General features: G+C 68.1%; 20 protein-coding genes and 4 pseudogenes. 6 read left to right on the forward strand and 18 right to left on the reverse strand.

All coding sequences use genetic code 11. The features are described 5' to 3' along the window. Positions 1–42 precede the first annotated feature (42 nt). From ACF088_RS35285 to ACF088_RS35310, 6 genes and pseudogenes are all read right to left on the reverse strand, one after another. On the reverse strand, positions 43–1092 hold the full coding sequence (locus ACF088_RS35285; RefSeq protein ID WP_392379979.1) for a hypothetical protein: 1050 nt from the start codon (positions 1090–1092) through the stop codon (positions 43–45). 1289 nt (positions 1093–2381) lie between these two features. Beyond that, positions 2382–2711, reverse strand: coding sequence for a hypothetical protein (locus ACF088_RS35290; RefSeq protein ID WP_392379981.1), 330 nt, complete (start codon positions 2709–2711; stop codon positions 2382–2384). A gap of 415 nt (positions 2712–3126) precedes the next feature. Beyond that, positions 3127–3234, reverse strand: a pseudogene (locus tag ACF088_RS35295) (aminoglycoside phosphotransferase); the annotation flags it as partial. 388 nt (positions 3235–3622) lie between these two features. After that, entirely contained in the window at positions 3623–4033 is a 411-nt protein-coding gene (locus ACF088_RS35300) for a hypothetical protein (RefSeq protein ID WP_392380007.1), read from the reverse strand. Positions 4034–4128: 95 nt separating this feature from the next. Next, positions 4129–4242: pseudogene (locus tag ACF088_RS35305) on the reverse strand (hypothetical protein); the annotation flags it as partial. A gap of 543 nt (positions 4243–4785) precedes the next feature. Continuing rightward, positions 4786–5757: a hypothetical protein gene (locus ACF088_RS35310; protein WP_392379982.1), complete on the reverse strand. Its 972-nt coding sequence runs from the start codon at positions 5755–5757 to the stop codon at positions 4786–4788. A gap of 243 nt (positions 5758–6000) precedes the next feature. Between ACF088_RS35310 and ACF088_RS35315 the strand changes: the two genes are divergently transcribed. Then, complete coding sequence (locus ACF088_RS35315) at positions 6001–6141, forward strand: hypothetical protein (protein ID WP_392379983.1); 141 nt, start codon at positions 6001–6003, stop codon at positions 6139–6141. A 195-nt stretch (positions 6142–6336) separates the two neighbouring features. On the opposite strand, the pseudogene ACF088_RS35320 reads toward ACF088_RS35315, so the two are convergent. Then, positions 6337–6805 (reverse strand): annotated as a pseudogene (locus tag ACF088_RS35320) (site-specific integrase); the annotation flags it as partial. A 201-nt stretch (positions 6806–7006) separates the two neighbouring features. Here ACF088_RS35320 and ACF088_RS35325 point away from each other — a divergent pair. After that, on the forward strand, positions 7007–7702 hold the full coding sequence (locus ACF088_RS35325; protein WP_392379984.1) for a DUF4232 domain-containing protein: 696 nt from the start codon (positions 7007–7009) through the stop codon (positions 7700–7702). A gap of 66 nt (positions 7703–7768) precedes the next feature. On the opposite strand, the gene ACF088_RS35330 is transcribed toward ACF088_RS35325, so the two are convergent. From ACF088_RS35330 to ACF088_RS35350, 5 genes are all read right to left on the reverse strand, one after another. Continuing rightward, positions 7769–7939 carry a hypothetical protein gene (locus ACF088_RS35330; RefSeq protein WP_392379985.1) on the reverse strand — a complete coding sequence of 57 codons (171 nt, stop codon included), beginning with the start codon at positions 7937–7939 and terminating at the stop codon, positions 7769–7771. A gap of 186 nt (positions 7940–8125) precedes the next feature. Next, entirely contained in the window at positions 8126–9142 is a 1017-nt protein-coding gene (locus ACF088_RS35335) for a hypothetical protein (RefSeq protein ID WP_392379986.1), read from the reverse strand. Further along, positions 9139–9516, reverse strand: a complete 378-nt coding sequence (locus ACF088_RS35340; RefSeq protein WP_392380006.1) for a PadR family transcriptional regulator — start codon at positions 9514–9516, stop codon at positions 9139–9141. Before ACF088_RS35340 ends, ACF088_RS35335 begins: the two co-directional genes overlap by 4 nt. Positions 9517–9997: 481 nt before the next feature. Beyond that, on the reverse strand, positions 9998–10444 hold the full coding sequence (locus tag ACF088_RS35345) for a cupin domain-containing protein (RefSeq protein WP_392379988.1): 447 nt from the start codon (positions 10442–10444) through the stop codon (positions 9998–10000). Positions 10445–10474: 30 nt separating this feature from the next. Further along, positions 10475–11206, reverse strand: coding sequence for an SDR family oxidoreductase (locus ACF088_RS35350; RefSeq protein WP_392379989.1), 732 nt, complete (start codon positions 11204–11206; stop codon positions 10475–10477). Positions 11207–12075: 869 nt separating this feature from the next. Here ACF088_RS35350 and ACF088_RS35355 point away from each other — a divergent pair. Beyond that, the gene (locus ACF088_RS35355; RefSeq protein ID WP_392379990.1) at positions 12076–13203 is read left to right on the forward strand and encodes a zinc-dependent alcohol dehydrogenase family protein; all 1128 of its coding nucleotides are present in this window, start codon (positions 12076–12078) and stop codon (positions 13201–13203) included. Positions 13204–13399: 196 nt separating this feature from the next. Here the strand turns inward: ACF088_RS35355 and ACF088_RS35360 are convergent, their stop codons facing one another. Beyond that, positions 13400–13927: a MarR family winged helix-turn-helix transcriptional regulator gene (locus tag ACF088_RS35360; protein ID WP_392379991.1), complete on the reverse strand. Its 528-nt coding sequence runs from the start codon at positions 13925–13927 to the stop codon at positions 13400–13402. A gap of 258 nt (positions 13928–14185) precedes the next feature. Here ACF088_RS35360 and ACF088_RS35365 point away from each other — a divergent pair, with 258 nt between their 5' ends. Beyond that, positions 14186–15256 (forward strand): alkene reductase, encoded by a 1071-nt coding sequence (locus tag ACF088_RS35365; protein ID WP_392379992.1) that lies wholly within the window; start codon positions 14186–14188, stop codon positions 15254–15256. Positions 15257–15339: 83 nt separating this feature from the next. Continuing rightward, on the forward strand, positions 15340–16245 hold the full coding sequence (locus ACF088_RS35370; RefSeq protein ID WP_392379993.1) for an NADP-dependent oxidoreductase: 906 nt from the start codon (positions 15340–15342) through the stop codon (positions 16243–16245). Between the two features lie 210 nt (positions 16246–16455). On the opposite strand, the gene ACF088_RS35375 is transcribed toward ACF088_RS35370, so the two are convergent. Beyond that, positions 16456–16869 (reverse strand): ATP-binding protein, encoded by a 414-nt coding sequence (locus tag ACF088_RS35375; protein ID WP_392379994.1) that lies wholly within the window; start codon positions 16867–16869, stop codon positions 16456–16458. 651 nt (positions 16870–17520) lie between these two features. Between ACF088_RS35375 and ACF088_RS35380 the strand changes: the two genes are divergently transcribed. After that, complete coding sequence (locus ACF088_RS35380; RefSeq protein ID WP_392379995.1) at positions 17521–17859, forward strand: MerR family transcriptional regulator; 339 nt, start codon at positions 17521–17523, stop codon at positions 17857–17859. A 301-nt stretch (positions 17860–18160) separates the two neighbouring features. Here the strand turns inward: ACF088_RS35380 and ACF088_RS35385 are convergent, their stop codons facing one another. The 4 genes and pseudogenes from ACF088_RS35385 to ACF088_RS35400 form a co-directional block, all read right to left on the reverse strand. Continuing rightward, positions 18161–18826 (reverse strand): hemolysin III family protein, encoded by a 666-nt coding sequence (locus tag ACF088_RS35385; protein ID WP_392379997.1) that lies wholly within the window; start codon positions 18824–18826, stop codon positions 18161–18163. 278 nt (positions 18827–19104) lie between these two features. After that, the gene (locus tag ACF088_RS35390) at positions 19105–19413 is read right to left on the reverse strand and encodes an SCO5918 family protein (RefSeq protein WP_392379998.1); all 309 of its coding nucleotides are present in this window, start codon (positions 19411–19413) and stop codon (positions 19105–19107) included. Positions 19414–19428: 15 nt separating this feature from the next. Continuing rightward, positions 19429–19614 (reverse strand): hypothetical protein, encoded by a 186-nt coding sequence (locus ACF088_RS35395; protein WP_392379999.1) that lies wholly within the window; start codon positions 19612–19614, stop codon positions 19429–19431. Between the two features lie 137 nt (positions 19615–19751). Then, a pseudogene (locus tag ACF088_RS35400) lies at positions 19752–20116 on the reverse strand (ATP-dependent helicase); the annotation flags it as partial.

Raw genomic sequence — 20116 nt, forward strand, 5'->3', positions numbered from 1 at the left:
CGTGGTGCGGACGAGTCTGATCACAGACCCGCCGGACAGCCCTTAGCGGCTTGCCCCGCTGCCCTCTTGAGATGGTGAGAGTCCGAAGTTCTTGCCCCATGAGGCCACTACGAATGTGGTGACCACCGTGGCGACAGCGACGCCGAGTGCGGACGATGAGAGAAGAAGAGCGGCAACAATCCCGGCCAGCGCCAAAGTGAAGATCGCCAGGGTGAGTGTCCGGCGTCGCGTTACCGAGCGGTCGCGATGGGCGCTTAGCAGGCTCTCGTCGTCACTGTTGACTGGGACCAGGTCCCGGAGATTGGGCCCTGCGAGCACCGTGAGCATCCGCTCCACTTCAAGCAGGGCCTGCTTGCGGCCATCCTCCCGCTCCAGTTCGACCCCATCCCGGAGTGCGCGTACGTGTGCCGCCGCCGCAGCGTACTGCCGCACCACCTGCGGCATGGGGTTCTGGCCATCGGGAAGCGCCCGCTTCACTGCGTATTTCTCCAGGGAAAGCGCGAAGTCTTCCAATGCTCGAACCGCCGGGATGTGTGGGGAGTGATAGGGCTGCTCAGTCTCAGGCTCCACCCCTGACGTTTGGAAGGGAGCCAGCAGAGCCTCGTACGACCGTCGTGCCGTGGTGGAGACGACCTCGGTTGTCCAGCGCTGCATACCCGGACCCATGGCCAGCAGGTTCAGCCCCACGGTAATGAAGATCGGTCCGACCAGCAGGGCGTATGCGAGCGCCGCACGCCACTGGTACGAACTTCCGCCCACCACAACGGCAAATAAGGCTCCGCCGGCATTGAAAGCCAGTACGGACGTAGTGATCACCTTGATTGCCGTCGCTTGTGACGACGCTTGGAACAGCACGTCCTCTCGCTGCACGTAGTCCAAGGTTGGACCTGGCAGTGTCGCCAGATCACTCGCTTCGATCTTCTCCGCGAGGTCAGCTCGACGCCCTTGTGCTCGCTTGATCGCCCGCTTCCACAGCGCACGCTCCAGCAACGTCCGTTTGCCCCGCCGCTGCGATGTCGCGGTCATCATCACGACCCAAAGCGACATCGTCCAGGCGGTGATCGCGAGTGCCCCTAAATCGCCCCGGGTCATGGCTTCCTTCCACGTCGATTCACCTTGGTCACGGAGGAACGCTCTGTGTCCCGATGTTCCCCCCCAACCGCACGCGCTGAGATGGCGCTTCGGTTCCACAGGGGCCCCACACGACCCGTCGGACACGCCCTAAACCGTTCGGCGATCAGTACCACGATCGAGCGATCACGAACGGGGAGAGAAGGGACCTAACTCCCTCGCACGTCGGCTCGATGATGTTCTTCCGCATGCAGCTCATCCCCACCCCAAGCTTCCTGCGGAGAACATGAAAAGCGCGCCCATCTCTTGTGGTCCCGAAACCAGGGCCCACTACCAACAGCGACTACCGCTCAGAACACGGCAGCCGATTCTGCTCATGATCGCCGAACACTCGCACTGCCCATCAGGCGCGGAAACCAGCGTTTCCGCTGGAGCGAGTGCTCATGAATTCACGCTCCCTACAATCGCGAAGGCCCTACAAGATCGCCCGGACACGACCTAGCGGCCGCTACATGAGGCAGTGACCACATCGTTCCCATGCGACACGCGCTGCATTGCCGTGCGTCGCTTGGAGCGGGTTTTCGCGGCTGATCCCCTCCCAGAGCGCCTCATTTGGCTCCATCACCCATCCCCAGCCCGCCTCTTGGTGGCTCGTGTCGGGATGGTGGTTGCACTTGCCGGGCAGGTGCGCCATACCGTGGGGAGAAATGAGGATCATGGCGTACCGCGGTGGCGCTGTTCTAGGGCGAACTAGCGTTTCATCTCCAGCCGTTGTGCCGTGGAGAGACCTCGAAGCATCCATGGCATAGATCCTGCCAGCAAGCTGTTGCGGATACGACGGCGGTTCTTCACAAGTCCCTGGAAAGTGCTTCGCTCGCGCACACCGGTCTTCGGCACAGTCGCAGAGAAAGCCAGCCACGCCGACCGATGCCGCGAATCTCGCCGCCACCGCGCCCCGCTCCGGCGCCGTGCCCTCGGCGTGCCCTAACAGCCGGTAAATCACGGTCAATACGGGTAGCCCCCGGCACTCCGCACTCTGCCATTTAGTGGACGTTTACGCAGGTCAGAGGCCCATTGCAGCCACAAGCGCCCTTGATTCCCAAGCTCAGAGCGCGGGTTCGATTCCCGTCACCCGCTCCACAGTTGAGGCCCAGGTCGGAGACCTGGGCCTTGTTTGTTGTCCGGACCGGGCTAGGCGTCGCGCACCGGATCCGCACCACTTCCCCTCATTCGACTGGAGGGAGAGCGGTCGCGGCGCCCAGGCGGTCACACTGCTCGGTCTTCCCGCCTGCCCTGGCGAGTGCTCGCCGTCAGGCCGCGCAACGGGCGAAAGCCTGCACCCTGCCGGATTGGTTCGCCTCGTTTTCGAATCGAATCGTCCACCGTCTGTCGCTCACCGCGCGGTTGCCCGTCACGTCGATGCTGGCGGAGGACACGAGCCAGCCACCGCTGACGGCAAAGGTGCCCCTGGGGCAGGTGACCGTGACGGTCTCGGTCTGGTTGGCCCCGATGGACCGGACCGGGCTCTCCGCGGTGACGACGCGGGGGTGGGGGGTTTCGTCATCGGCCAGTGCGGGGGACGCCAGGGTGACGGCCAACGCGGGTGCAGCGGCCAGGGCGAGGAGCTTGGTGCGGGACATGCTGTGACCTCTCTGAGTGGTTCGTGCGCTCTCTACGAATCGAACGCACCCGCCCAGGCTAGGAATGGGGCGGACGGAACCGCCATCCGATGCACCCCATCAGAGTGACGTCATGCGTACGATCGATCACCGATCGTGGTGGCGCTGCCCGGGGGTCCGACCTCCAACCGGCCGACGCGCGGTCCTGTTGACCAGAGCTCGGCGACCGCCGCGCCCATAGGTCGCATCGAGGGGTGCAACAGCTCCCCCTCGGGCCGTCTGCGGGCCGCGAAAGGGCACTCAAGGGCGACCCACGCTGACCACCGATGACAGCTCAATCGCAGGCCAGAGCATTGATCGATGACGTGACCACGGAGCACAGAGGCGGCGCGTCACTGCTGCTGTTTCGAGACGCTCCGTGACCGTGGGACGTTCATCAGCGGCGGGCCGCCGCGCTGCGGCGTCGCAGGGCCGTAGGGGCGAGTGGGCCCCCGGTGGGTTTGCCGCCGGGGCGGCCGTGAACGCCGGCCTCTGCGATGCGGATGCCGCTGACACGAGCACATCAGCACAGGCCAGACGTCCTGACGCGAGCAGTGATCACTGATCACTGATCACTGATCACCGGCCGGGCGCGGGGCTTCCTCGGACCGATGTCGCACAGCGGCGATGGCCACTAGCATCCGCAGTGCCCGTGCACGGGCACTGCGGCGAGCGCCAGGAGAACGGCCCGACGACGCCAAGAGCCCTCTCCTTGCCCACACATGCCAAGCGCGTGCTCCCACCGTGCCCCTCACGGCGGTGAACAGCGGTCACCACGAGCGCCTTGAGTACGTGCCGACAACGCCTCCAGAGGCGATGAGCCCAGGTCAAGTGGCTTATCGAACCCTGCGACGCCCTTGATTCCCAAGCTCAGAGCGCGGGTTCGATTCCCGTCACTCGCTCCATAGTTGAGGCCCAGGTCGGAGACCTGGGCCTTGTGTGTTGTCCAGCTGCACACCTGCTGTCGGTCGGCGCAATCGTCGGTCCTCCAACGGCGCCGCCATCAGCAGGTCGTCCGTGGTCTGTGGCAGATGCGGGGCGTGGTTGACGAGCCGGGCCGAGTTCACCACGACGGCGATGCTGCTGGTGTTGTGCAGCAGGGCTGCAAGGACCGGGTTGATGGAGCCGCCGGCCCCGGCGACCAGGCCCAGAAGGTTGACGCCGATGGCGAGGCCGTAGTTCTGGCGTACAACGCACAGGTTGTGGCGGCTGAGTTCGACAACGCCGGGGACCTGTCGCAGATCGTCGCCGGGCGGGGCGATGTCGGCGGTTTCGAGGGCGACATGGGAGGGGTGTGCGCCCATGTCGATGCCGACGTCGGCGAGGGCGAGGGCGAGGGCGGGAGATCGTTGGTGCCGTCGCCGACCATGGCGACCGTGTGGCCCTCGGCCTGGAGGTCGCGGATCAACTGGAGCTTGCTCTCGGGCAGGGCGTGCGCATGCACTTCGGCGATGCCGAGGGCGTCGGCGACGGCCTGCGCTGTTTCCGGTGCGTCACCGGTGAGAAGTGCCATGCGCGTTACCCCCCGACACGGTCAGCTGTTGGATGACCGTGTCGGCCCCGGCCCGTGCGGCGTCGGAGACGCCGAGCAGTCCGACCAGTTCGTCGTCGTGGGCGATGCAGATGACGGTCTCGCTGTTTCGGGCTGATGGGGAGCTGGCAGCTGCCGCGCTGTGGCTAAGCCCGTCGTGAGCGCTCCGCTAGGTGCACCGCCGCTGGACTAGCCTCGCCCTGACTCGAACACGGCTGTCCCCCACAACGAGCCGACGCTGACTTCACGCCGACACGCGCAAGGCCACCGTCGAGGCATGGCCTTACACGGCCCCTTAAGCGCTTATCGGGAGCCACGGGCACCGCGGCTTTGCAGGGCACGAAAATGCACATCTGCACCTTTGGTATGCCCGATTGAGCCCAGGTCAGAGATATTCCGGTCCAACCCCCATCTACATACGTGATTTTCCGTACTGCTCCTCCATCCTGAATCGGACACCGCTTGACGCAATCTGAACACGATCTGGGAATCCATAACCAGAAGGAGCAAGCGCCGATAACACATCTAAGCGCGGAACTTCTCCGTGCCAATTACAGGGATGACGCCTTCGCCGTCGAGGGATTTGAGGGTGCCCATCAGCCTCCCCTGGGCCCAGCTATTCCATGATTTTGTGATGAGATTGTATGAAGTTCGGCGACCCGCACTAGTTCCCAGCAGGACACGGTCGCGAAAGAATCGGTTCCTGAGCACCAAGCGAGGGTCTTTCTGATCCATGTTTGCCCCCGAGATCAATCCGCTTGCCCAATCTTCGACCTTATCCGCATAGTCCGTTCGGGCGGCTTGTGCGAGAACCGCAAGATGGGTTGGTTGATTAATACCGGAAGCCCTATAAGCCGCGGCGGCGATTGGCGCCATCGTTTTTAGCTCGGGCCAAGCCGCCACCGCCTTTAGGATGTCAGAGGTGGATGCGCGCGAGTCGTAGAAGCCGTCAAAGAGTGTGACAGGGTCCCACATCTTGTACATCTGCCCGATGATTCGAGCGGCGGCTGCCACAATCACGCGGTGAGGAATCTTAAGTAGCTGCGCCGCCTGCCTGCGCTGTCCAGAGTCTAGAACGTCAAATGTTTCAGCATCACAGTCAGGGATGACCAGCATCTCGACCGAAACGCCTGAAATTTTGATACCCATTAGTCGATGCTGGCCGTCAAGCAGCATTCCACTCTTATCGAAAGCAATTCCCTGATGAGTTGTCCTCCATGCGCCACTTGTCATCGCCTTGGCATAACGCTCGTAAAACGTGTCAGATAGAACGCGATTGTGTGATGGATTGCAATGGGTCAGCCAAAGGTCAGCCATCTCGGGAGTGATGGTCATGTACTTAGGGCCCGTCGGCAAGGCGGGGAGGTCGATCATGGCGGGCTGCAACCCTTCCTTCCAGCGTACGTCCGGCGGATCATGGTTGCAGATCGACGATGCCCAATAGTGCGAATTGCTGACTTTTGATAGATAGAGATCAAAATAAATCGCTATTGACACTTTTACTGTCTCTCTCTCATCAAGACTGGCCGTGCGACCGTACAGCGCCGCAGCTCTAGTCCGGCAACCACCGCATCCCAAGCCGTGAAGCGGCCGGTATGACCGAAGCTGACCGATCCGGCTAGGGCTACGGATCAACATCGAAAGCTGACCGGATTCGTCGCTGACATCAATGGCAGCGGGCAGCGGGCAGCGGGCCACATGGCACGGTCAGCGGCGGCTCGCCGCAGGCGAGATGCGCCGATGAGCTGGCTGTACAAGCGGTCCGGCAGCAAGGGTGAGGTCACCGCGGTTAGGGGCAAGCGGCTCCCGCCAGGGCGCGAGCCGGGAGAGACGCTGGTCGACAACGCCAAGCACAAGGAAGCAACCCAAAACTGGGGTTAAACCACGGTCAATTGCAGGTCACCACACATAGGCCGGCACCACTACCCCGACCACTGTTCGCGCAGCTCAATCCCACAATCGGCGCGGAGCACACGGTGTTTCCCAAGCTCAGAAGCGCCGGTTCGATTCCCGTCACCCGCTCCATAGTTGAGGCCCAGGTCGGAAATCTGGGCCTTGTTTGTTGCCTGAACCACTTCAGGCGTCCCGCACCAGATCCGCACCAGAAGGCCCCTGAGCCGGCTTGCTGCGGGCGGCCCGCAGCAGGTCGTCCAGCCCGCTCGCGACGTCCTGTTGCCGCTCCAGATCCGAGTGCAAGTAGATCAGCGCGGCCTTCTCCGACGACTGGCCGGCGCGGACCATCGTGTCCTTGAGGGTCGCTCCGGACCGCGTCGCCAGGTGTGACCGGTGTGACGAAGGTCGTAGCAGCGAAAGCCCCTCCGGCATGCCGACGAGGGCGCATGCCGTGCACCACTTCCGCCCGAAGGTGGACCGCCGGAACGGCTTGCCCTTCTCCCCCACGAACAGCGGCCCGTCCGGCCCTTCTCCGCATACCGGTCGAGGTGACGTCGGAGGTCGGTCCGGAGGAAGGCCGGCAGGACCACAGTCACGTGCCCGCCTCCGACTTGGTGTCGCCGGGCGCACGACGACCGGGGGCAGGTGACGGTTCGGGGCCGCGTGCGGGCGCCAGATCCACGGTGCGGAACTCCAGGCCGCCCATGGCTCGGCGTCGCCCGTTCGCGCGCGGTTTGTTTGCGGGACGTGAGTGTGGCGTTTCCGAAACGTCAGTGGCCCCGGGAATGGTGGTGTCCACACCGCGGGAACGGCCAAAGAACACTCCCGCACGAAATACAGGGGGAACCCGATCATGCGTACTTCCCGGATCCGCACCGTCACTCTGGCCGCCGTCACCGCCGCGCTGGCGCTGGGCCTGACCGCCTGCGGCGGCGCCGACGGCGGCTCGAAGGCGGCCGGTGGAGACAACGCCGCCGGTAGCGCGCAGAGCCGGTCCGCGTCCAACGGGGACGGCAAGGACGGCGCGGGGCAGGCCACCAGCGGCGGTGACACCAAGGAGGGGGCGGGCTCGACGACAGCCTCGGGCGGGACGGGCGAGGTCGGGGGCAAGGGAGCAACGGCCGGCGGCCGGCAGTGCCGCGGCGACGAGATGCTGCTCACCGCGGTGCACCGGTTCGCCGGGCAGCAGGGCGACCACCTGCTGGTCACCGCGTCGAACAAGGGCACCAAGCCGTGCTGGGTCACCTCGTACCCGACCGTGAAGCTCGGCGACGTCGACGGCACCGCCCTGCCGCACTCGAAGAAGGACAACCCGGGCGGCGACAAGCACATCACGCTCCAGCCCGGCGGCACGGCATACAGCGCGGTGAACCTCTTCGACTCCGGCTCGAAGCACCACACGGCGCAGTCGATCGCCCTCGCGCTGCGTGGCGCGGACGGTCACAACGGCCCCTCCTACTCGGTCGATATCCAGGGCGAGAAGCCGCAGTTCAGCTGGAACGAGGCGGACGTGCTGAACTGGAACACCAAGAAGCCGTACGACTTCTGACGGAACCGTGTCGTTTCGACCACCACTTGGCACAGTGATGTGCGCCGTTGACCTGACACCCCCTCGTCAGGTGCGCCCCTCCACGGCGCTGCGAGGGTGCCGTTCCGCGTTGATACGGACCAGGTTGGCGGCGCCTGGCCTGAGCACGAAGACGGAGAACTCGTCGGCGTCCGGTCCATCGACCGGACTATCCGCCACGATGGAGCCGGCGGGGTCGTGCCCGCGGGACAGGTTCACGACGATGCCGTTCGGTGGCGTTATCCGGATCTCCTCGGCATCGAGTTGGGTCGGGATACCGCCGCAGATGACTTCGACGTGAAGCGGCGTGGATTCCCCTGGTGTGGGATTCGTTGTTCACATGCCGTGATTGTCCTTGTGGGACTGACTGCACCCGAAGCGGACTCGACTTCGTGGCTGCCTGGTTCAGCCGGTCCTGAACCGTGCGGTCATGCTGCGGGTGCCGGTGGTGGTCAGGGCTGCCGCCAGGACGGTGACGGCGCCCGCCTGCACGGTGGAGGCGGCGATGAGAGGGCCGGGGGCGTGGGCTTGGACCAGGGACGCCAGGGTGAGGGTCCGCTCCACGAGGACGGCGAGGCCGAGTGTGGCGAGTGCGAGGGGCAGTGCGGGATCTGCCACCTGCTTCGGTGACCGGTAGCGGGCGACCAGCCAGACGGCGGCCGCGGCAATGAATGCCGAGCTTTCGGACCATGCCGTGTCGGCAACGCCGGGCCACACCACGGTCGACGCGCCCATGAGGACGCAGGTGCCCATGAGGACCAGCCCGGGTGACGCCAGCGGGAGCCGGGCGGGCGGGGCGTCGGAGTGGAAGCCACAGCACAGTGTGAGGACGGTCAGCCAGGAGGACACCGCAGTCGCGAGCGGGAGGGCGACCGCCGCGGTGTCCTGTCCGCCGCCCGCGAGTTGCGTGAGGGGCAGCAGGGCGGGAAGGGCCGCGAGGACGGCGAAGACGAAGGCGGTGCGCCGATGGTCACGCAGCAGCGCCAGGTAGGCCACCGCCCAGGCCAGTGGGAGCAGCCAGAACGCCGCTTCGTACAGCCCGGGCAGACCGCCGTGGCCGGTGAAGTCGCCCAGGAACGACTCCCGGTACGGGGCGGGGGCGTCTTTGACCCAGGTGAGGAAGAGGGCCCGTTGGGTCAATGCGGAGGCTGCATGCAGCAATACGCTCAGCAGCGCGAAGAGGCGCACCGTCGCGCCGAGGGTGGCGTAGCGGGCCGGAGCGCCGGCGGCGCCCATCCGGGTGCGGATGGCCAGGGCGGCGATGCTGGCCACTTCGCCCAAGGCAGGGCGCATCTCGTCCCGATCCCGCTCGTCGATCCCGTGCAGGTAGGCATCCACCATCTCCTCCTCCCGCTCGGCGCGGTAGTAGGAGGGCAGCAGGCGCAGAGCGGTGCGGTAGCGCTGTTCGAGCACCGTCATCATGCGGTGCCTCCGGCGATGCCCGGGCGACGCGCCGAGCGGCTCGCGGGAGCCGGCCCGGCGGGGGCGGGGCGGTGGGCGGCCATCCGCTGGGTCGCCGCGCGTGCCCCGGCCGCCATCCGCTCCGCCTCGGCGGACAGCGCTGCCCCACCGGCATCGGTGAGGCGGTAGTACTTGCGCAGCCGACCCTGTTGCACCTCCTCGCGGTCCGGCTCGATGAGCCCGTCGGCCGTCAGCCGGTCCAGCACGCCGTACAACGTGCCGATCCGGAGCTGCACATGCCCTTCGGACAGCTCTTCGGCCACCTGCACGATCCCGTAACCATGTCGCGGTTCGTCGACCAGCGAGGTGAGGACGAAGAACGCCGCTTGCGTCATGCCTCTGGAAGCCATGCCCTCACCATATCCTGCCTTCCGATATATAGGGAAGAGAGGAGTATCGCCGCCGACCCGGTCATGAGCCTTCGGGTGGGCAACGGAAAACACGGCGTCCTGCGCACCCACTCGACGACCCCACTCGACGATCGACGGCTGCGCTCAGCGAGCGCAGCAACCGGGCACCTGAACTCCCTTCTGTATCAAGGGTGTTGCACTGGCAGTCGGCTTTTTCACCTCACGTTGACGCCTGCCCGCGAGGGAGATCTGGCGACGACAATCGGCAACCTTCCGGCGACGCTGTGCCCTCTGCGCGCCCTCCGCGTGCCCTGGCGGGCGGTCTGCCACCGTCAGTGCGGGTCCCCCCCCCGGCACTCCTCGCTCTGCCTCAGCGCCCATCCCGCCCGGGGCGCAAGCCGAAACGCCCGCCCCGCACCGATCGCGGTCCGGGGCGCCTGGCATGCGGAGACGACACAGCGGCGGGTCAGGTGCCCGGACGGGGAGCTCGCAGGTGTTGACGCTGTGTCAGCTCTTCGTCGTCGACCAGGGTGAGCATGGGCTGACCCGGCGCACACATCATGGTGACGAGGAAGCGGCTCCGGGAGTCCGACCGGTTGTTCCCGTCCTGGTAGTGGATGACATCGCCGCCCGGCTCCCAGAACGTCTCCCCGGCCTTGATCACACGCTCGGGCTCGCCTTCCAGCTCGAAGAGCATCTCCCCCTCCAGCATGTAGCCGAAGGCGGGGCCCGAGTGCCGGTGCGGAGGGGTACCGGGGTCGCCGGGAGGGAACTCGATGACGACCGTCATCGCCGCTGCCCCATCCGGAATGGACGGCGGTTTCACCGACTGCAGCACAGTGAGCGCCGTCTTCCACGCTTCCGAGCGCGGTTGGCTCTCAGCGCTGTCTCCTGCCGGCTCATTGTTCGACATGGTGAGGCCTCCGGTGAGGGGCTGGGTGGTTCAGGAGAGCCAGTCGTTGTAGTGGGTGGGGGCGATGCGGGCGTCGCCCCTGGCGGTGAGGGCATCGCCGTGGACGGCGGCGAACATGCCGGCGGTGTCGTCGGTGACGACCGTGCGGCCGTCGGGGTGGGCGTTCAGGGTGATCCGGCCGAGTTCGTCGAGGGGGAAGACGTCGGGTCCGGCGATGTTGAGGGTGCCGTTCAAGGGGGGACCGGCGGCGACTTCGGCGACGGTGTCGGAGATGTCCTGGGCGGCGATCGGCTGGAGCGGGGTGGTGGGCAGGCGGACGGTGCCGCCCTCGGTGGTCCAGGACAGGACGGCGTCGATGAACTCCATGAACTGGGTGGCATGGACAATCGAGTAGGGGACCGGCCCGGCCTTGAGAATGTCTTCCTGCAGGACCTTGGCCCGGTAGTAGGCGAGGTCGGGCACCCGGTCCGCGCCGACGATCGAGAGAATGACGACGTGCCCCACCCCGCCTTTGTGGCCGGCGGCCAGGAGGTTGTCCATCGAGGTCCGGAAGAACGCCGGGGACGCGTCGTCGAAGGTCGGGGAATTCGTCAGGTTGACGATCACGTCGGCGCCGGCCACCGCCTCCGCCAGGCCCTGGCCCGTGATCACGTCGACACCTGTGGACAGCGAGTGCGGCACGGCCTCGTGCCCGGCCGCGTTCAGCTTCTTCACGACCTGCGACCCGATCAGCCCGGTACCGCCGATGACTGCGATATTCATGGGGCACCTTTCGTCGCGCACCGATAGTCCATACGTCCAGATTGCGACGGTGCAGTGCGCGGCGCACGCGGACCGTGCGCCCCTGGGCATCCTGGTGGCGGTGTGCGCTGACGGCAACGCTGACCGCAACGCTGACGGCAATGAGTACATAGAGGCGACTGCGGAGGAGGTGAATCGAGCGGCCCTTGCGCGGCTCCAGTGGTACAGCAACCAAGTACCGCAACGAAGTACCGCGACTCCGCCGACCGCAGACATCCTGTACGGGCTCCAGAGCCAGGCACCAAGGACTGTAGGCCTGTACGCCTGTAGGCCTGTACGCCTGTACGCCTGTACGCCTGCATGACCACCGATGACCGATCCGCGCAGAGCTACGGATCAGAAGGTGCGGCCGCGCCCTTTGCGTGCCCGAACACGCGCTGAAGCAGGAGGTCTTCGGGTAGGCGGCGGGGCCGCCAGGCGAGCCGCTCAAGGCGCCGTCGCAGGAGGTCGGAGCCGAGCAGGCGGCCCTTGGCGGCTCCTGAGGTGCTGAGGGCATTTGCGCCGCGCCGCATCGTCCGCCGCCGGGAATCTTTCCGGGGCCGGGCGTAGCGTGAAATGGCGGATTCAACATCTGAACCGGAGGAGTGCGCTGCCGGCAGCCTGTCCTGATCACGGACCTCAGCAGGCCGCGCGCACGGGCCGGCTCCCTTGAAAGAGAGGGGCGGTCCCTTCAGAGGGAGGGGCCGGTTCTCTTCAGAGGGAGAAGGGAGGGTTCGGAGCCTGGACGCCAACGAGGATGCCGGCGCCGGTATCACCTTTTCCCAAAACGCCCACATTTTCCCAAAACACCCGCCGAAATGTGTCGGGCGCTGAGAGACGAAAGGTCACTCATGCCTCAATCGATGCGCGCGCTCGTAGCCGGACAGGTCGGCGAGCCCGCCGATGTCCTGCGGCTGGAATCCCGGCCTGTTCCCACGCCGGAAGCCGGTCAGGCGTTGATCCGTGTGAAGGCGGCTCCGATCCATGCCAGTGATCTGCACGTGCTGCGCGGCCGCTACGGCTTCTCCCCCGACTTTCCCGCTGTCGGGGGCCACATGGAATGCGTGGGCCGTATTGAGGCCCTGAGTCCGGATACCGAGGGACTAGAGGGAGTAGAGGGAGTAGAGGGACTGGAGGTCGGCGCGCGTGTGGTGGTCGCTGCCGTACCGGCGGTACCCGGGCCCCATGTGGCCGGAACTTGGCAGGAATACCTTGTTGCCGATACACGAAGGCTCCTGTCGGTCCCCGACCATCTGAGCGACTCCAGCGCCTGTCAACTCGCCGTCAATCCGTTGACCGCGCTGCTCCTGGTGACTCGCGAACTCGACGTACAGCCGGGTGAATGGTTGTTGCAGACGGCCGCGGGCTCCACCGTCGGCCGGCTCGTCATCCAGCTGTCCAGGCATCTGGGTATCCGCACGATCAATGTCGTGCGGCGACGTGGTGCCGTGGAGGAGATCAAAGCGTTTGGTGGTGACGAGGTCATCTGCACCGAGGACGAGGACCTGTTGCAGCGTGTGGCTGAGACAGCAGGACCGGCCGGCGTGCGCAAGGCCATCGACTGTGTCGCGGGACCCGTAGGTGCCCAGGTATCCCAGGCATTGGCTCCGGGGGGAGAGGTCGTGGTCTACGGCGCGCTCTCCACCCATCGGCAGACTGATCCGGCAGCGCTGACGATCCCGCTGCAGGCACGCTCGGTAATCTACGAGACCAAAGTGGTCCGTGGCTTCTGGCTGAACCGCTGGTTCGGCACTGCCTCACCTGAAGATGCGCTGCACGCGCTGTCCCAGGTCCGCAGTCTCGTCGCTGATGAAGTGCTGAGCATCCCCCAGGGTCGGCCGTTCCCGCTCGAACGCTTCACCGAAGCCATCGCGCTCGCCGAAACACCCGCACATGACGCCAAGCCGCTCTTCGTCTTCGAAGACGGCCGGGACGAAGACGGCCTGGACGAAGACGACCGGGGCAACGACTACAGGTAGGAAGCGGCCCTGCCGGCCCTGCCGGCGCCGGCGGTGCGGCTGCGGCTGCGGCGGGACAAGGACGCCAACGCCCGCGGCGCCGCCCGGCTCGGGCAGACCGCCGCCGCCGGGCGAGCCGTCGCCTCCTTATCGGCGGGGGACGGGTCGGCTGGGTCCTGGGCCGTCGCCGGGCCGTCGCCGGGCCGTCGCCGGGCCGCTACCCGCATGCTCCGTCGGGATCGGCGGCAGCCTGGACGAGGTTCTGTTCCAGGCGTTCGAGGGTGTGCAGGGCAGCGGTTCGCTCGTCGGCGGAGAGGCCCGCCGTGGAGAGGTCCTCCAGGTGGCTCCAGACCTGCTCGACCTCGCGGCGCAGGGCATGGCTGGCCGCCGTGGGTTCGATGAGCGAGGCGCGCTTGTCGGTGGGCGAGGGGCGGCGGCGGACGAAGCCGGCCTGCTCCAGGCGCCGGACGGTGCGGGTCATGGTGGCGGCGTCGGAGTCCATCAGCCGCACCAGGTCGGCCTGCCTCTGGGGACCGAGCTCCCACAGGTGCATCATCACCAGCTCCTGGCCCGGATGCAGGCCGATCCGGCGCAGTAGTTGTCCGGCGAACATGCGGTGCAGGCGGGCCAGGCGGAAGATCGCGTGACTGACCGGCCCGCCGCCGGCCGCGGCCGGTACCGGAACGGTGATCTCCTGCCCCGCCTCTGCGGGGCCCTTCCCGGTTTCCGGCGTGGACTGCGTCATCGGAACCTCACTTTCCTGCTTAGGCAGCATAAGCCTACCTTCCGGCGCCACACCTGGCGCACCTGGCGACACCTGCGCCGCCACCAGGGAATACATGGGCACCTGGCAACGTGTTACGTGCTTCACATGGGAAAGCGGGAAGAGATCCGGGACCGTTCCCTGTTCGGACAGGTGATTTACTTGTTCAGGCAGGCATCTGCTGGTGCGGGCTCGTGAGCGCCCGGCCGCGGAGCACTACTCACCCGGAGGAAGAAACCCATGACCACCGCTTTCGATCCGATCACCCTGGGCGGCAAGCGCCTGGCGAACCGCCTCGTGATGGCGCCGATGACCCGCAGCCGCGCCTACGGTCCCGGCGCCGAGCCGACCGAGCTGATGGCGACGTACTACGCGCAGCGGGCCACCGCCGGGCTGATCGTCACGGAGGGCATCCAGCCCTCGCCGGTCGGCCAGGGCTACCCCGACACCCCCGGCCTGCACACGCCCGGGCAGGTGCGGGCATGGCGGACGGTGACCGACGCCGTGCACCGCGAGGGCGGCGCGATCTTCGCGCAGCTGATGCACACCGGCCGGATCGGGCACCCGAGCCTGCTGCCCGACGGGCTGGTGCCGGTGGGGCCGTCGGCGGTGGCCGCCGAGGGGCGGGTCTACACCCACGAGGGGCCGAAGGAGTTCGTGACGCCGAAGGAGCTGAGCGAGGCGGAGATCCGGCAGACCATCGCCGACTTCGCCGACGCCGCCCGCAACGCGGTCGAGGCCGGGTTCGACGGCGTGGAGCTGCACGGCGCCAACGGCTACCTGATCCACCAGTTCCTCGCGCCCAACACCAACCACCGCACCGACGAGTGGGGCGGCACCACCGAGGGCCGGATCCGCTTCGCCGTCGCGGTCGTCACCGCCGTGGCCGAGGCGATCGGCAGCGACCGGGTGGGCCTGCGGATCTCGCCCGGGAACCAGTTCAACGACATCTCCGAGGACACCCCGGACGAGGTCTACCTCGCCCTGCTGGACCGGCTCGCCGGCCTGGACCTGGCCTACCTGCACCTGATGGAAGGACCGAACCGCGACCTGACCCCGCGGCTGCGCAAGGTCTGGCCCGGCGCGTTCGTCCTCAACCCGTTCACCTACCCCGACGTCACCGGCCCCGACGCGCTGGATCTGATCGAGGACCGGAGCGCGGACATGGTGACCTACGGGTCGCTGTTCCTGGCCAACCCCGACCTGCCCCGGCGCCTCGCCTCCGGCGGCCCGTTCAACGACCCCGACAAGGCCACCTTCTACGGCGGCGACCACCGCGGCTACACCGACTACCCCACCCTCACCGCCTGAGCGTCGACGCCACCGAGGCAGCCGCACCGTGCGTCACCGCGCGTGCGGTGCCTCTCCACTCGCCCCTATCCCGGGAGTTACCGATGTCCCAAGCAATCACCTTCTCCGAGTACGGCGCACCCGAGGTGCTGCGGCCGTCGGAGGTCACCCCGCCGGAGCCAGGGCCGGGCCAGGTCCGGATCCGGGTGCGGGCCGCCTCCGTGAACCCCCTCGACCTCAAGATCCGGTCCGGTCTGATGGCGCAGGCCGCCCCGGCGCGCTTCCCCGTGGTCCCCGGCCTGGACGCGGCCGGTGTCGTCGACGCCGTCGGTGAGGGAGCCGGTGCGGCCGTGGGGGACGAGGTCCTCGGCGCCGCCGTCGGCGGCAGCTATGCCGAGTACGCCCTGCTGGAGCGGCCGGTGGCCAGGCCCCGGGCCCTGTCGTGGGAGGTCGCCGCCTCGCTGGTCACGGTCGGCGAGACCGCGTCCCGTGTCCTGCGGCAGCTGGGGGCGCAGGCCGGGCAAACCCTGCTCGTCCACGGCGCCGCGGGCAGTGTGGGCACCCTCGCGGTGCAACTGGCCGTCGCCCGCGGCATCACCGTCGTCGGGACCGTCGGCGAGCCCGACGACGAGCGCCTCGGCGCGCTGGGCGCCACCACGGTCCGTTACGGCGACGGCTGGGCGGATCGGGTGCGGGCCGCGGCCCCCGAGGGAGTCGACTTCGTCCTCGACGCCTCCGGCGCCGGCGTCCTCGCCGACTCCGTCGCCCTGACCGGCGACAGCGCACGCGTGATCACCATCGCCGACATGTCCGCCGCCGAGCACGGTGTCCGCTTCAGCGCCGGCAGCGCCGACCACGCCGAAGACCCCCTGCCGCAGCTGGTGCAACTGGCCGCGGCCGGCGAACTCGACGTCCCCGTGTGGCGTACGTACCCGCTCGACCAGGCCGCCACCGCCCACCGGGACATCGAGGCCCGCCGCAACAAGGGCAAGGCTGTTCTCCTTCCCTGAACCGCCGTGCCGCCGCCGCGCCTTCCTCGACCGGCGCCGCGACCGACGTAACCCCATGCGTGGGGCCGGCAGCAGCGGTGCCGGTGCCGGCCCCACGCATGGCGCCCGCCGGGGCGGCGCCCCCGCCCCGGCGGCACAACCGTCGCGAGCGACCGTGCCGTATCCGCGCGGCAAGGCCACGACCGGTGTGCCAAATGCCAAAGGACCCCGCTACCGCGGGAGTCGGGCCTGGATGGTCTTGCCGGCTCCGGGGGCGGGGGTGATGGTCAGGTGACTGGTGAGGTGGCGGATCATGTGCCAGCCGAATCCACCGCCGCCGCCGTTGAGATCAGGTGTGCGGTCGCGGGGGACCGCGGAGCTGAGGTCGCTGACCGCAGCGGTCAGCGTGTCCGGGCCGGCAGAGAGTTGGAGGGTGTACCGGCCACCGCCGTGGCGCAGTGCGTTGGTGGCGAGTTCCGAGACCACCAGGAGGAAGGTGTCCGCGCGCTCGGGATCCGGTGCCGGAGTGAGGTGGTCGGTGAATGCGCGGGTCACCTCGCGGGCCCGGTGGATGCTGTCCGGGCTTTCGCCCCGCACCACGGCCGGTAGGGGACGAGGGGCGCTGGTGATCTTCATACCGTTCATGCGCGTACACCCCGCCTGTGATCTGTTGCGCCTTTTCTCCGTGGCAGGCAGTGTGCCCGCCCTCGCGGTTCCCACACCCCGGCAACGCGCTTCCTGGTGCAGGTTCCGTCAGACGCGGACGGCAGAAGCTCGGCCATCCCCCTCACAGAAAATCTGTCATGACGGTGGTAGACATGCGATCCCCCGAGGGTTAGGCTCTTCATCGTAGCCAAGAGATCGAAAGGCGCGGCAGAGGTCGAACTGCCGCGCATGCAGCACCAGAAGCGGCACGGCAGTGGAGTCGCAGGGCCGAAAGATCTGCACGTGGGCCCCGTGACTGGCTACCGGGCCGGGCGGCCCCCGGGGTCGCCGGCAGAACCGCAGGATCCGCATGAGCAAGCAGACCGACAGAAGGAAGAGAAGGAGGCAGACGCCATCAGGATCGCCCGGGCGAGGAAGTGAGCCGCTCGGGTACCGCAGGCCCCGGATTGGAAGGTGGTCCCCGGTCACGCATCCGCGATCCCCGCACTTCCCGCCCTCTCCCGGGCGACGGTGCGGAAACAGAAGGCCGGCTCCGCAGTAAGCCGGCAGATGGTGTTCAAATCCCTCGGGGCCCTGGTGCGTGTTCGGCACCAGGGCCCCACGATGCATTCCCCCGATTCAGAGGTGCAAATGACCGCAGATATCTCGCACGACCGTCTCAACGACGAGGACTACCCCGCCTACACCATGGGGCGAGCCGCCGAAATGCTCGACACCACCCCCGCCTTCCTGCGGGCCCTCGGTGAGGCCAAGCTGATCACGCCTTTGCGTTCCGAGGGCGGCCACCGCCGGTACTCCCGCTACCAGCTGCGTATCGCCGCACGCGCCCGCGAACTCGTCGACCAGGGCACCCCCGTCGACGCCGCCTGCCGCATCGTCATCCTCGAAGACCAGCTCGACGAAGCTCGGCGCATCAACGAAGAACTCCGCACTTCACCCTCCGGGCCCCGCCTCGAAACCGACGTCTGAACTCCGTTCCCGCGCCCGCGCACGGCCGCCGCCCCGGGGACCTTCCGTCGGCGTCGGACAGGCCGGCGCCCACAGCTCACCCACAGCAGCCACGCAGACGAGCTCCGTCGATATCGTCGCCGGAGCTCTTCGCCGTCAGCCCGACGCCGGCCGGGCCGCGCACCGCGGTCGAGGGCCGCTGACCTCGCGGCAGCGTCCGTGGCTCCGCGCCGCTGATCCATCGGGGACGGGCGGACCAACGGGGCGGGCGGACCATCGGGACATGGACTGACGAGGCCCACGAGCCGGCACACCGCTGTGGTCAGCAGACGGCGAGGGAGATGGCGAGGTAGTGCGCGGTGAAGCCTGCCACTGTCAGGGCGTGGAAGACCTCGTGGAAGCCGAACCAGCGAGGCGAGGGGTCGGGGCGCCGGAGGGCGTAGACCACCGCGCCCACGCTGTAGAGGAGACCGCCCGTCACGATCAGGGTGAGTACGGCCGCTCCGCCGGTGTGCAGGAAGTCGGGCAGGTAGCGCACCGGTGCCCAGCCCAGGGCCAGGTAGCAGGGGGTGTACAGCCAGCGGGGAGCTCCGACCCAGAGGACGCGGAAGGCGATGCCGACCAGCGCCCCCGTCCACACGATCCACAGCAGGACGGGCCGCTGAGCCGAAGGGAGGAGGAGCACGGCCAGGGGGGTGCAGGTGCCGGCGATGATGAGGAAGATATTGGCGTGGTCGAGACGGCGCAGAACGGCCTCGCCGAGCGCCCCCCAGGTACCGCGGTGGTAGAGGGCGCTCGTCCCGAACAGCAGCAAGGCGGAGACGGCGTACACGGTGCAGGCCAGGGTGGCCTGCGGGGTCCGGGCCAGGCGGATGAGGACGACGCCTGCAATCAGCGCGGCGGGGACCGTTGCGGCGTGGAGCCAGCCGCGAAGCTTTGGCTTCATCGGCTCCACCAGGTCGGCCGCCCGCTCCGCCAGAGCGGCCATCGGGTGAGGGCCCTCCCCGGCACTGTCACGGTGCGCTCCGCGGGGTTGGCCGGCCGGAGCACATTCCCCCCTCACCGGGGCGAGGGGCACACTTCCGGATTCGGCAGCGTCGCGGGACACGGCTTCCGGCCTCCTTCGGACTGTTGGGCCTCGCTGACCACCAGGTAGCCACGCCAGGAGTCACCCCGCAACAGCGCTTGGGGTGGCCGGCCCGGACCGCCGGGCCTGGCATGGCAAGGCAGGGGCCGTGGGCGGATTCTGTGCCCACGGCGGTCCGGTCAGGCCCCGGCCGGGTGCCCCAGCAAGGCCGACGCCGTCTCCAGTGCTGTGAGACCGGTCGGTGGCACGAGCGCGGCAGCCGGGCGGCACACAAAGCCGAGGCGGCGCAGGGCTCGGGTCACTTCACCGGCGGAGAAGTCACGGCGGTCCTGCCGGGTGATGATCTCCCCGACCTGCTTGACGGGGTAATGGCGGCGGCCGATGAGCACGGACTCGCCCGTGACGGGTTCGGGTGTGATGCCCTTCATCGCTTCCTGCACCTCGGTCTTGAGCAGGTCGAAGGGGAAGCGGGCGATGACGACGCGCATGGTGCCTCCACAAGGTCAAAGAGAAGCCGGAAACGGGTCGCCGGCCGGGGCGGAGAGGGATGAACGGGTGAGGACGACGACGCCCGGGGCGTGCGCGTCCTCGTCACGGACGAGGAGATGGCCGACGCGGACCCCGATGAGAACGGACAGGGCCAGGTCGACGACCATGTCGTCGCCGACCTGTGGTCCCGGCGAGGGCATGACGTCGCCCTGACCTGTGGTCCCGGCGAGGCCCGACGTCGCCCTGACCTGTGGTCCCGGCGACGGCCCGACGTCGCCGGGTGCCTTGCCGGAGCAGTCCGCCTGGGGGTAGCTGAACGTGATCGTCCGGGACCGGCCTAGGCGGCCGGGGCCGAGGAGGTCTGCCGCCCCGTCGGTGTCGCGGTCCGGGCTGCCCCGGCGGCACGGCGGGCCTGGGCGGGGCGGCTGCGGCGGCCGCGCGTGGAGGAGCCGCTGCGCTTGGCGCGTTCGACGACCGGTGCGGCGATGGTGACCGGGATGCCGGAGGGGGCCTGGGCGCCGGTGATACGGCTCAGCTCGGCCTCGCCGGAGCGGACCTGGGTGGACTGCGGGGTGATGCCCGCGTCCGCCATCAGGCGATTCATGGTGCGGCGCTGGTTGGGCAGGACGAGGGTGACGACGCTGCCGGACTCGCCGGCCCGGGCGGTACGACCGCCGCGGTGCAGGTAGTCCTTGTGGTCCG

This window comes from Streptomyces sp. NPDC015125 (genome assembly GCF_043080045.1).
Classification (GTDB): domain Bacteria; phylum Actinomycetota; class Actinomycetes; order Streptomycetales; family Streptomycetaceae; genus Streptomyces.